The sequence below is a fragment of the Vibrio sp. RM-41-2B genome (genome assembly GCF_024744415.1).
Taxonomy (GTDB): domain Bacteria; phylum Pseudomonadota; class Gammaproteobacteria; order Enterobacterales; family Vibrionaceae; genus Vibrio; species Vibrio diabolicus.
Genome location: NZ_JAMQWD010000005.1, coordinates 318,778 through 331,175 on the forward strand (window position 1 = coordinate 318,778; position 12,398 = coordinate 331,175).

A 12,398-nucleotide genomic window follows, 5' to 3' on the forward strand; every position below is an offset into this window, starting at 1 on the left:
TTTATAGCTTGGTTACATCTAGGGTTTGGTCGGTGAATTGGATGTTCTGAATGTCGTACAACTCGTCAGTGCCTGTATTTGGGCACTCAACAGAAACGCTCTTTGCTTTGATAACAGTACATTCCGCCAGTTTGTGTGGCACGATATAGGTGTTGATACCGCCTTCACCATAAATGCTGTTGTCTTTGCTGTTGCCTTCAAAAGTATTGTTTTGATCATTACCGATCACATTCATCGCGTCGTCGCCAATGATCTTCACTTTTGTTAGCCACTGAGATTTGTAGGTGTACGCTTCTATCAAACCGTCTTTGTTGGGAGCCATACGGAAGGTAGGTACTGTGCCTGGATTTGTCTTTTCTGTGTAGAGCTTGACGCCCGCAGAGTCGATATTCGCGGTATATTGCAAGTATCCGTGGAATAAGCCACTGATCCAATCAACGGCTTGTGGATCTTGGGTTTGCATTTCTTCACGCGTTAACGCTTGGTAGCCATCTAAACCATGTCCGTTTGCTTTTGCTACGCCCATGTAAGCTTCAAAAGCGGCAGCAAAATATTCGTGAGAATATGAAGGGCCCGTTTGTTTAACACTTTCAGGATCGAAGTCGTCCGATTTCCAATCGTCCCAGTCATACTGAGTTGGGCGCCACACCGTCGGTTTGCCCGCTTGAATATCGTTATAGATTGTTAACGCATGAGCTTGAACGTCATTTTGCAGTGCCGCAGTCCCCGTGTTAGGTGCAATACCTTGCGCTTGGACCAAGTGTAAAATTTCTTCAAAAGCGGCGTCTCGTTCGGCTTTTTTACCAAGATTGGCACAGTAATCGGCAAAATTACTCATGTAATGGCAATCGCCTTCAACTGTCAGTTCTCGATACATCAGAGATTGGCTGTTCCTTAGCCAGTTTGGTGTTTCTTTACTATTTACTAATGTTGCCACGATAGATGTGACAAGTGTATTCATATCTTCTTCGTTAAGTACCATCATGCTTACAACAAACTTTTCTAGAGAACTCGTATCAAAAGAGTGTGCTAAGCCCGAGTTTGTCACTGCATCGTTCAATTTGTCTTGGCGAATCAGTTCGTTGATAAAGATTTTGGTTAACATCTCATCATTCTGTTCGTCGTTTTCGGTCAGCATTAGTGTGGCATCACGCTCGGCTAATGTCTTAGCGATACGAGACTTGTCAGCACCGTACTTAGAGTCTGGTTGGTTTGTGAGAAGGTGTTGGATGATTTTGGCTGCACGAAAGATTTTTTCATTATTCGCACCGTCATCAACAGCCACAATGTGAAATGTATCATTGTTATTTGCTTCAGAAAGGGAGATTTTCACATAGTGGGTGAAGCCAGCATCAGCAGCCACTTTTAACTTGGCTGGAAGCTCTGTAGAAACGACAGTTGGTATTGTGACAGTGCTCAATGTTGGCGCTGGTGGTGTTGGAGGTGTCGTTGTTGATGGTTTCGAATTAGATTCACTGCCGCCGCAAGCAGTTAGACTTATAGCGCAAAATATGGCTAAAGGTGTTAATTGGGAATATCTCATTTCATGTTACTCGTAGACTTTATTAGAGCAAGAAACTTAGAAGCAACATAAAGTCCTGTCTATATAAGCAAATCGAGTCATATATATTGATATTGTTTTTTGGTAAGGACTATCATTCGATATATTTAAAAATATAGTAGATTTTTATTCCGAACTTTATTTTTTATGTGAAGCTATATTCTGCTAATGAATAAAACATCAGGTTATTGCATGGTTTTAGGGGCGTAGAATGATTAGGATTATCGTATATGTATAGTTTGTAAGCGTATGTAAGCCTGCTTTTTATTAAAATTATCATTTAAGTGGGTTGCGCAGTATAGGACGAGCGATATACTCCCTCCATCATATTGGTGGAGTAAATGATTCATGGTGGGCAATACAATCTTACTGGTAGAAGACGACTCTGAGATTGCTCGATTAACCAAAATGTACCTCGAAGCCGAAGGCTATACAGTAACTGTTATCGACAACGGTCAAAATGCATTAGAAACGATTAAGGAACTCAAGCCGGACCTAGTGCTGTTAGATTTGATGTTACCAGGAAAAAATGGCGCAGAAATATGCCAAGAGGCACGTAAATTTTATCATGGGATTATCATTGTTTTGACTGCAACCGATGATGAAATGAGCGAGGTGAGCTTATTTAAGTTCGGTGCTGATGATTACCTTACCAAACCGATAAAAGGCAACATCCTTCTCGCCCGTATTGAAGCGGCGTTGCGTCGCTATCGTCGTCAAGTTGATACCGTTGAAGAAGAAAAGCTGAGCCGATATGGCATTAGCCTTTGTCTTCGTCGCTCCCAAGCATTTTATTTGCAAAAAGATATTGGTTTGACGAGTTCTGAGTTTGAAATTTTAGAGCTCCTGATGCTGAATGTCGATAAGCCAGTATCTCGTGAATCATGTTGCCGTCTTGCCAGAGGTATTGAATACTGCATTACTGATCGTTCGATTGATATGCGTATATCCTCACTAAGGAAGAAATTCTCTAAGGCTCATATCCATACCGCTACCATTAAGACCATACGTCACCACGGCTACATGCTGACAGGTAAATGACGCATGTTTTCCCTGTTTACTCGTCTATATGTGGGGTTAGTTACTGGCCTTGCGCTGACTGTTGCTTTGTTTCTCTTTATGGGGGAAGAGTACATGCGCAAAACAGAAGTCGGCGTTTTTTTGAGTGACGGTGCTTATTTTGTCGATCAATACATTGAGCAACGAGGCACTCCGGATTCTCTCTACAAGAAGTTAACCGAAAACGGCAAGCAAGATTTCTTTATCTTTGATTTAACATTGGTTGAAAACTGGGACGGATCACCGCCTTGTCGAGATTGTAAGCTGCTGTACCGAATACAAGGGATACCTGTTTATCTTATTGATGGCAGTACCTATGCTGCGGTATTCCCTTTGCCTAACACTTCGAAGAGTTTAGTTTTCAAAGAAAAAGCGGATTTCTTTAGCCCACACGTTGATTGGAATGAAGATTCTGAGATTGTATTTATACTTACTCTGCTTTTGGTTGTTGTATGCAGTTTAGGCATTATGGTTTACATACCTGTACGACGTCTTGACCGCCAAATTCGGCAACTAACGGCTGCGCAACAACAATTTGGTTCTGGTGAGTTGAATACGCGAGTCGATCTAAAGCAATTTTCGCAACCCGTGAAAGAGCTCGCCCAAGGCTTCAACTGCATGTCTGAAGAGATTGAGAGACGAGTGCGCCAAACACACATCTTTACTCAAGCTATTCCTCATGAAGTGCGCACTCCGCTGAGTCGTATTCAGCTAGCGACGGATTTAGCTCGACGAACGAGTGGTGAAATGCAGGCAGAGTTACATGACGATATTGAACGATACGTTGATGTAGTGACGGATTTAACATCCGACATCGTCATGCTGTCTCGCTTGAGTGTGAAAAACCACTCATGGATCGATTCTGTTGAAACCATGGAACTGCGACTTTGGTGTAAAAGCCGCATGAATTACCTAGGCTTAGAGTCCGCCATGTTGAGAGCAGAGAATGAACTCGCGAACCAATTGATTCACTTTCAGCCTACTTTGGGTAACCTCGTCCTCGATAATTTACTGCAAAACGCCAAGCGTTACGGTGAATCCTGCGTTGAGGTGACGATTCGAACGGTAGCGGATTGCTGGAGCATCGATATTGAGGACGATGGCCCGGGCATCCCTGAGGCGATGCGAGAAGAAGTATTTATGCCATTTTCGCGCTTAGACAAAAGCCGCAACGCCGACATGAAAGGCTTTGGTTTAGGGCTTGCCATCGCTACCAGTGCAGCGCGGCAACTGGGGTGGGAGCTTTCTGTCGGCGAGAGTCACTTAGGCGGTGCACGTTTTACGGTGCTTATTCCTGCCAACGATTAGAGTAGGCTCTGCGGTAGTCTGGCTCAGCGATACCTTCATACAAATCTTCACAAGCTTGCAGTGGACCTACGACGGTTCGGTAGGGTAGGACACCTGACCAAACAGGAATGTCCATGTCTTCCGCATCGTCGTTGACGCCAAAATTGCTGATTTTCACTGATGCTTCTAGGAGTGGAATACGCAGCAGCATGGTGGCTTTGAGTTCTTTTTCATTACTCAAACGGACTTGTTCTGTTCTCCCCGGAGCGATCTGTTCAATAAAGTGATTCAGCAACCTGTCTTTCTCTTGGTTATCTTCCACCACCTCAAACTGGCCAAAGACCACAGCACTGCGATAATGCGCACTGTGGTGAAACGCACTTCGAGCCAATACCCAACCATCAAACAAAGTAAAGGTTAAGCACGTTTGCACTCCTTGTTTGAGTGAGCGTAACAGTCGACTGTTGTTGGCACCATGGATATACACGTAATCATCGACACGCCATGCCAGCATAGGGATGACCACAGGGCCTGACTCGTTGGTTATCGCAATATGAGCGATTAGGCTTTCGTCTATGATGGCGTGCAGTTTGCTAACATCAGAGACGGCTTTATGTGCGCCTTTCTTAATTTCCGTTCTATTGGTGTTGGATAGCATTTTCTCTCCTTGTTTGCTCACGATTACGAGCGATTGATCCTCATTCTTTGATTGCAATGTAGCGTTTAACTGGTAGCTTAAAGAGAGCCACTTTTAACTAATGGATGGATCCAGTTTGTCTTTGATTGATATCGGTGACCTGCATTTAAAAGACAGTGATGGAACGCGTCAGCAAGCGTTGTTTTTTGCTATTCGCAAGAAAATTGTTCAAGGACTGTGGTTGAAGAACGGGAAATTACCCTCTACGCGAAAGCTTTCACAAGAGCTTAATCTAAGTAGGAATACCGTGATTTCTGCCTACGAACAGTTAGTGGCGGAAGGGTACTTGAACAGTCAGAAAGGTTCGGGCTTTTATGTTGCCGTAGAACTGCCTGAGCAGTACTTGCCTGAACCTAGTTCAGTTCAGAGAGACTCATCACCGAAAACCAACTTTGACATCAACCGCGCATTTGCACCGGGTGTGCCGGATTTGGACGCATTTCCGATGGCGCAATGGCAACAGTTACTCACTCGCCATATGTCTCGTACTTGCTTGCTGGGGAATCAAGATATTCAGGGGAGTTGGGCATTGCGCTGTGCTTTAGCTGACTACCTCGCATCAAGCCGTTCAGTGAATTGTTCTCCAGAGCGCATTATTATTACCTCTGGGGCGCAGCAAGCGTTGTCAATTGCGACGATGGTAGTGCTCAAACAAGGTGATAAGGTTCTGATGGAGCAACCAGGTTACGCGCAAATGCGGAAGTTGATTCAGTTCCAAAACTATCAATTTGAGCCTTTGTTCGTAAGAGAGAAATTAGGTTTTGATGTGGAAGCTGTGACCTCAAGCGATGCCGATGCACTGTATATCACACCAAGTAATCAATATCCGATGGGTACCACGCTCAATACGGAGCAAAGAGGAAAGATCATCAACTGGGCGGTCGAACAATCAAGTTGGATAATCGAGGACGATTATGACAGCGAATTTCAGTTTGCTCATCGTCCCTACACCAGCTTACAGGGGCTAGCAGCTCAAATGGGTCGAGATGATCGTGTGTTGTATGTGGGTTCCTTCAGTAAAGTGATGTTTAACGGATTGCGGCTTGGCTACCTTGTAGTTCCTGAACGTTTAGTAGAGCAATGTTTGGTGGTTAAAGATGCGTTAAATGGTGATTCACCGACGCACACTCAAGAAGCGTTGGCAGATTTTATTACCGAGGGTGGGTTGTTGCGCCATATCCGAAAAATGCGCCGATTATATAAAACCAAGCATGAACAGGTGCATTTATCCATTCAACAGCATTTTGGCGACAGTGTTTGCGTCGTTAGCCAAGCGGCGGGGCTTCATATTACGTTGAAATGGCAAAACGGTATAGATGAGCTGCGTTTTACAAAACTGGCAGAGCATGAAGGGATCATCTTGCGACCTTTGAGCTATTATGAACATCCAGGTTTCCAAGCACGTTACTGGCATGGTGCCGTGCTTGGTTACGGTAATATCGCGTTAGAGAACATAGACGCTGGTATCCAACGTTTAGCCCAAATTTTTCGACATGGGAAGCGGTGACTATTCAACTGCGCGTGTTTGTCGTTTATGTCGCCACTGTTTCCAAGGCAGTAAAAGTAGAGTGAAAATGCCAAGTGCATAAAACATTGACCAGCCTAAACATATAAAAACACCGGTACAAAGCAGTAGAGAAAGTCCCGCAAGCGCTTTACCAAACCCACGAAGCAATTTATAAGCGGCTAACATCGCCAACATGTAAACCAAAACGAATACACTATTTGCTAGTTTTAGGAAAAACTCCAGATCGAGCTGCGATAGCGTTCCTATCACGCAAGATATTAGCAGTACGCCGCCAACTAATAAGGTGGCTGAGAAAGGGACACCACGACGCGAAATCTTGGCTAGTGGGCTGTAAGGACGATGTTCCCGAGCTTGAGCCCAGACCATTCGCGCTAGGCTCTGTGTGTATAAGTTAACGCTCGCGAAACAAGCGGAGAATCCGATCAAACTGATTATCCATTTGGCCCCATCGCCAAGTAGTTGAGCACTCAACCATGGAATCGATGCATTATCGAATTGAGCATTACCATATGCACCAAACTTTAAAATAACAACAGAGCAAGCCCAGTACGTAGCTCCCGCTACAAAACAACCGACAATAATGGCAATAGGGAAGTCTCTTTGAGGGTTTTTGAATTCTTCCCCCATATGAGCAAAAGCCTCTATGCCAACAAAACACCAGAACATCACGCCAAGCGCTGCGGTAATAGGCCAAATTGACTCTTGTGTGATAGCTGGCATCACGAGATCGGCGCTGTTAACATCACCTTTCCATAAAAATGTGCCAACGAGCGCAAAGACACTCAAAGCAATAAGAGTTTGTAAATGACCTGATGACTTAGTGCCCATCAAGTTGACGAACACAAGAAGTAATACCGTTAGAATTTGTGCAAACAGATTATTGCTAATAGGCTCTGGCAATATTTGCTGTAGAAAGCCTGCGGCGAGTGCAATCGCGGCCGGAACCCCTACCGGAATGACACTAACAAATAGCCAAGCTACACTACTTTCCAGCTTGGCGTTAAATGCTTTACGCACAAAAAATGCGGTTCCGCCCGCGTTGGGGTATCGCTTGCCTAGCTGGGCAAAAGTCAGCGCAATAGGACAAATGGCGATGAATAATAAAATCCAGGCCCATAGTGAAAAATGACCCGCTATGCCTGCTGCAATGGCTGGTATCATAAAAAGTCCCGTTCCCATTAATGTTGTGGATAGTTGGGCGATACCGGATGTGAGTGAAATGTCTTTTTTGAGCTGTTCCATGCTAATTGATTTATCCAATGTTGTAGGGCTTATGACGAAAACGCTTGTGGCTTCTAATTATCTCATTTATTGGAGTTTAATGAGCCCGCTAGTGCGCTGAATACATAAGAAGCGTATTTGATTTCAATGCGTTATCGCTCTTTTATTTGAATGGATAACGGTGCTCATCTCATGCTTACCAAATAGCATATCCAAAATCTTAATAACAAAATGATTTACTGAACCGTCAATATGACGGTTGTTTTAAATATTTCCAACAAAATGTTGGTTTCTTATGCAGTTAGAATCGGTATAGAATGAGAAAAATAAGGAAAGCTTGGTAAGTATATGGACAAGTTTGATCACAAGATTGTGGATCTTCTCCGACACAACGCTCGGCTGTCGGTGACTGAAATTGCGGATAAAGTGAACCTTTCTCGTTCTGCGGTGACGGCTCGTATTCGTAAGTTAGAACATGACAAAGTGATTCTCGGGTATCACGCTGAAATTGCCTCTTCAGGCGGGGACTCGATTTGTGCTTATTTTGCTCTAAAGTTCGATAAATCTACATCCACGTATTATTGCGAATCATATGCCGACGAACTATACAAAATCGATGGCGTAAAATGGTGCCATGCAATCAGTGGTGAAACGGATATGATGGTTTTTGTCGAAGTACCTACGATGACTCGTTTGAACGAAATCAGAGATCAAATTCAACGTTACCCAGAGCTAAGGCACCTCATGACTCATACCGTTTTAGCTGAGTTCTTTAATACGACTGGCAACCAGTTTGTGAAATAAGCATCATGGGTGCCATTATTTATTAAAACCTTCTTGAGCCGGTATGTTAAACAACATCAATTTGAATCTACTTAGGTCCTTGCATGTACTTTTAGAAGAGTGTCATGTCAGCCGAACTGCAGAACGTTTGCACATTACGCAGTCTGCGGTTAGCCGACAGCTTGCACAATTGCGCGATCTGTGTGGTGACCCACTGCTTATTCGTCAAGGTAATCAGCTGATACCAACCCCGCGAGCAATAGCGTTAAAATCAAAGCTTGATGCGTTACTGGCTGAGTTTGACCATTTACTCGATGACAAACCTTTTGAGCCGCAACTGTGGCAAGGCGAGCTGGTTATTGCCTCAAGTGATTACGTAGCACAATACGTTTTGCCCGATATTGCATCTCACTTGGGTGAACAAGCACCACAATTGGATTTGGCGTATCGACTGTGGCAGCTAGATTTTATCGATAAGCTTCACGAGTTAGGAATCCACCTTGCTTCTTCTATGTATCCCACTCAGCCTGAAGGTGTATCTAGCATCAATATTGGTTCTGATAAGTCAGTTTGTTTGATGAAGGCGTCTCACCCTTTAGCAGGTAAGGCTTCGATTTCTGTAGAGGACCTCATCAGTCATTCGCATATTCAAGTGACGGGTGGGGGAGACAAAGACTCAAGTACTGATATGGCACTAAAAGACAGGGGGCTGATGCGTCATGTTACCTTTAAAGTGCCTTTTTTCTCTGCGGCGGTAAATCGTTTGGTCTCAAGTGAGCACTTAATGGTAGTTCCGGAGCACATTGCAAATAATTTGGCCAAGCACTGGCCTTTGGTTCATAAAGCGCTTCCTTTTGAGACACCTACCCATGAATACTGGCTGATGTGGCATCCTAAATACGACAATGATCCAGCTCATCAGTGGGTGCGAGAGCAAATCCACGCGGTGATGAAAATATCGGAATACTCCATCCATTAGGTTATGATTTTAAATCATGACTTTTATGCGAAGCTTTGATTTCAAATTATAGCTCTTCAATTGATAGATTGAATTCAAATGGAGAGAGGTTATTTATGACACTAACAGTTTGGTTATCACTTTTTACCGTGTGTTTACTCGGTGCTATGTCACCTGGGCCTAGCCTAGCGATTGTGGCAAAACATGCCTTGGCTGGTGGACGCATCAATGGCTTGGCAACGGCTTGGGCACACGCTTTTGGAATTGGCGTTTATGCCTTTATCACGCTGATTGGCCTCGCTGTTGTTTTGCAGCAAAGCCCGATGTTGTTCAAGACGATCAGCCTTGCAGGCGCGGCATATCTTGCATATTTAGGGTTCAATGCGCTGCGTTCGAAAGGCGGTGTGGCGGCGAAGTTGGAGTCAGGCGAGGAAACAACGGTAAGCCAGTCTGCTCGAGAAGGTTTTTTTATCTCGATTTTAAGTCCTAAAATTGCTTTGTTTTTTATCGCATTATTCAGTCAGTTTGTAGCGCTAGGTAATGATTTGAGCAATCAAATGATCATTGTTGCTACACCATTTGTTGTGGACGGGCTTTGGTATACCTTTATCACCCTAGTGTTATCAAGCTCTAAAGTGGTGGACAGAATTCGTTCTAAAGCGGTGTTAATTGATCGTTTGTCAGGGATTGTTCTAATGCTATTGGCACTTCGAGTGGTCGTAACCGTATAAATTTGCAAAGACAACAAAATATTAAAGGCAGCCCGAATGGCTGCCTTTTTTGTAAAAAAGCACCCTGCCATTGTAAAGACAGGGTGAAAGCAAGAAGTTTCTCAGGAGCAGTCGGGGGAGAGAAACTTATATAAATTCTATTTACTTATCGGCGAACCTCTTCGAACTCACCTTCAATAGCATCGGCTTTACCAGTATTGAATTCATACTCTTCATGCATTTCTTTCTGCATTTTCTTCACGCGCTTCTCAATACGCTTGCCTGTAATCAATGCTGCGATGGTCAACGGAATCGCAATGATCAAGCTAAATACTAATGTAAAAAAGCCCGTAATCAGTGCCAGTGCGGTAACAATAATCCGATTCATAATCATGACCTCTCTGTAATTCATGTGTTCAGATTAATGCTGTGAACATGAACAAAACATGAATGATAGCCTTCACTTTGTCCGGAGAGTGTCAAATGAGCGAAATGAAAAAACGCCTGAGGGTGATCAGGCGTATAAACGGGGAAAAATATTAGTAATGCGCTTCGCGCTTATTATTTAGAACAAATATGAGATATTGTCCGTTACGCTATGTGGTTAACGTTGTGGAGCAAAGTTCACCTATCGAGGGAATGTTTGGTAACGAACACCCATCATTTGTTCCATACAGTGCACAACTTGGCAGCTGTAACCGAATTCGTTGTCGTACCAGATGTAAAGTACGCAACGTTTGTCTTGTGCGATAGTCGCTTGACCATCCACGACGCCTGCATGGCGAGAACCAACTAAGTCAGTTGATACAATTTCTGTTGAATCGGTGTAGTCAATCTGTGCCGAAAGCTCAGAGTTCAACGCCATTTCACGCAAGTAATCGTTCAGTGAATCACGGTCTACGTCTTCACCTAAGTTTAGGTTAGCGACTGCCATCGAAACGTTTGGTGTCGGTACGCGAATTGCGTTACCTGTTAGCTTACCAGCTAGCTCTGGCAGTGCTTTTGCTACTGCTTTAGCTGCGCCAGTTGAAGTTAGAACCATGTTCAGAGAAGCACTACGTCCACGGCGGTCACCAGAGTGGAAGTTGTCGATCAAGTTTTGGTCGTTTGTGTATGAGTGCACGGTTTCGATGTGACCAGAAAGGACACCATATTTATCATTCAGCGCTTTAAGAACCGGCGTGATTGCGTTTGTGGTACAGCTCGCTGCAGAGATGATGGTGTCATTTTCTTGAATAACTGATTCATTTACACCGAATACAACGTTTTTAATATCGCCTTTACCTGGTGCCGTTAGCAGCACTTTCTCTGCACCTTGACACGCTAAGTGTTGGCTTAGGCCTTCAGAATCACGCCAAACACCTGTGTTATCAACAACAAGCGCGTTGTTAATACCGTAAGCAGAGTAGTCTACTTCGCTTGGATTGTTTGCGTAGATGATTTGGATGTAGTTACCGTTAACGATCAGAGCTTTACGTTCCTCATCGATCACGATGCTACCGTTGAACTGACCATGGACTGAGTCACGACGCAGTAAGCTAGCACGCTTCTCTAAATCGCCTTTTTTACCGCCACGAACCACAATCGCTCGTAGTCGTAGTGGGTAACCTGGGCCACTTTTCTCGATCAGAAGGCGAGTTAGTAGTCGACCAATGCGACCAAAACCGTAAAGAACTACATCACGCGCTTTCAATGAAGAGTCTGCATCGCGTGCGCCATCAAGTGCAGTGATAAGGAAATCATTTAGAGACGCAGTATCGTCATGCTCATTCCAGTACTTAGTTGCCAATTGGCCAACATCGACACGACACGAAGAAATGCTCATTTCACATAGCGCTTGAATGATAGGCATTGTGTGCTCAAGTGAGAGTGGGCTGCCTGTATAACGTCTTGCAACGCGATGAGTTTTGAGAATGTCTATAGTAGTAGCATTGATAAGCGTTTTACCAAACAGAACCACTTCGATTCCTTTTTGACGATATAGCTTACCAATTAGAGGGGAAATAGATTCAGCAATCGTTTGGCTAGTTTGCCAGTCTTGGAGATATTTCTCTGGACTCATTGTTGTATTAGACCTTTCACGTTTTGGGGGCTAACCATACTCTCTGCTGTTGCCTCTTCGGCAGCGTGCAAGAGTGTGGTGGGTTATGTAATCGGGTTGTAATAGTTATGTGTGCGGATTCTAAGGTCGGAGCCCTTATTCTGCTAGGAAAATTAAATCCAGTGTAAAACACTAGTTAAGGTCGTGTTAGTGGTGAATTAATGTGACTAAAGCGGTGGTTTTCACGTATTGACATTTAAAAAGTCATCCACTTTTTTCGCGATGATAATGTGTGTTTTCAAATTAGTTTTGTTGTCACTGTTAATTCGTTTGCATTTTTGTGTGATTTGTCTCGATAAGGCAACGAAATAGGTGAACATATGGTTTGGAATTTTATGAAAAGTGATGTGCATCTTAGGTATGAGTGAAGCTTCACTGTTTGTACTCAGCTTGAAGATCAAAAAGTATGATTCGAGTCACAATTACCATTTCATTGACCGATGGCGAAATAAGCGGAATGACCATGGTTTTGGTAGGTGAATGTTGTTTTAAA

Annotated in this window: 11 protein-coding genes; 6 read left to right on the forward strand and 5 right to left on the reverse strand. The window is 43.9% G+C overall.

Translation table 11 applies throughout. The annotated features are described in order from the left end of the window. Nucleotide 1 precedes the first annotated feature (1 nt). A complete protein-coding gene (locus NB463_RS04915; RefSeq protein WP_258431415.1) occupies nucleotides 2-1,543 on the reverse strand; it encodes a hypothetical protein in 1,542 nt (513 codons plus the stop codon). A 366-nt stretch (nucleotides 1,544-1,909) separates the two neighbouring features. Between NB463_RS04915 and NB463_RS04920 the strand changes: the two genes are divergently transcribed. Further along, complete coding sequence (locus tag NB463_RS04920) at nucleotides 1,910-2,602, forward strand: response regulator transcription factor (protein WP_005396371.1); 693 nt, start codon at nucleotides 1,910-1,912, stop codon at nucleotides 2,600-2,602. Between the two features lie 3 nt (nucleotides 2,603-2,605). Continuing rightward, nucleotides 2,606-3,928, forward strand: a complete 1,323-nt coding sequence (locus NB463_RS04925; RefSeq protein ID WP_258431416.1) for an ATP-binding protein — start codon at nucleotides 2,606-2,608, stop codon at nucleotides 3,926-3,928. On the opposite strand, the gene NB463_RS04930 is transcribed toward NB463_RS04925, so the two are convergent. Continuing rightward, nucleotides 3,909-4,565, reverse strand: coding sequence for a pyridoxamine 5'-phosphate oxidase family protein (locus NB463_RS04930; RefSeq protein WP_258431417.1), 657 nt, complete (start codon nucleotides 4,563-4,565; stop codon nucleotides 3,909-3,911). The genes NB463_RS04925 and NB463_RS04930 overlap by 20 nt on opposite strands. A gap of 100 nt (nucleotides 4,566-4,665) precedes the next feature. Here NB463_RS04930 and pdxR point away from each other — a divergent pair, with 100 nt between their 5' ends. Beyond that, the gene (gene pdxR / locus NB463_RS04935; RefSeq protein WP_258431418.1) at nucleotides 4,666-6,111 is read left to right on the forward strand and encodes a MocR-like pyridoxine biosynthesis transcription factor PdxR; all 1,446 of its coding nucleotides are present in this window, start codon (nucleotides 4,666-4,668) and stop codon (nucleotides 6,109-6,111) included. On the opposite strand, the gene yjeH is transcribed toward pdxR, so the two are convergent. Then, entirely contained in the window at nucleotides 6,112-7,374 is a 1,263-nt protein-coding gene (gene yjeH / locus NB463_RS04940) for an L-methionine/branched-chain amino acid transporter (protein ID WP_006741172.1), read from the reverse strand. A gap of 327 nt (nucleotides 7,375-7,701) precedes the next feature. Here yjeH and NB463_RS04945 point away from each other — a divergent pair, with 327 nt between their 5' ends. The 3 genes from NB463_RS04945 (at nucleotide 7,702) to NB463_RS04955 (ending at nucleotide 9,825) form a co-directional block, all read left to right on the forward strand. Beyond that, on the forward strand, nucleotides 7,702-8,157 hold the full coding sequence (locus NB463_RS04945) for an Lrp/AsnC family transcriptional regulator (protein WP_005396378.1): 456 nt from the start codon (nucleotides 7,702-7,704) through the stop codon (nucleotides 8,155-8,157). A gap of 43 nt (nucleotides 8,158-8,200) precedes the next feature. Further along, nucleotides 8,201-9,115 (forward strand): LysR family transcriptional regulator, encoded by a 915-nt coding sequence (locus NB463_RS04950; RefSeq protein WP_005396380.1) that lies wholly within the window; start codon nucleotides 8,201-8,203, stop codon nucleotides 9,113-9,115. Between the two features lie 95 nt (nucleotides 9,116-9,210). Continuing rightward, nucleotides 9,211-9,825, forward strand: coding sequence for a LysE family translocator (locus NB463_RS04955; RefSeq protein WP_048624827.1), 615 nt, complete (start codon nucleotides 9,211-9,213; stop codon nucleotides 9,823-9,825). 145 nt (nucleotides 9,826-9,970) lie between these two features. On the opposite strand, the gene NB463_RS04960 is transcribed toward NB463_RS04955, so the two are convergent. After that, nucleotides 9,971-10,192, reverse strand: a complete 222-nt coding sequence (locus NB463_RS04960) for a hypothetical protein (protein ID WP_005397748.1) — start codon at nucleotides 10,190-10,192, stop codon at nucleotides 9,971-9,973. A gap of 240 nt (nucleotides 10,193-10,432) precedes the next feature. After that, on the reverse strand, nucleotides 10,433-11,866 hold the full coding sequence (locus tag NB463_RS04965; RefSeq protein ID WP_074190481.1) for a glyceraldehyde-3-phosphate dehydrogenase: 1,434 nt from the start codon (nucleotides 11,864-11,866) through the stop codon (nucleotides 10,433-10,435). Nucleotides 11,867-12,398 lie beyond the last annotated feature (532 nt).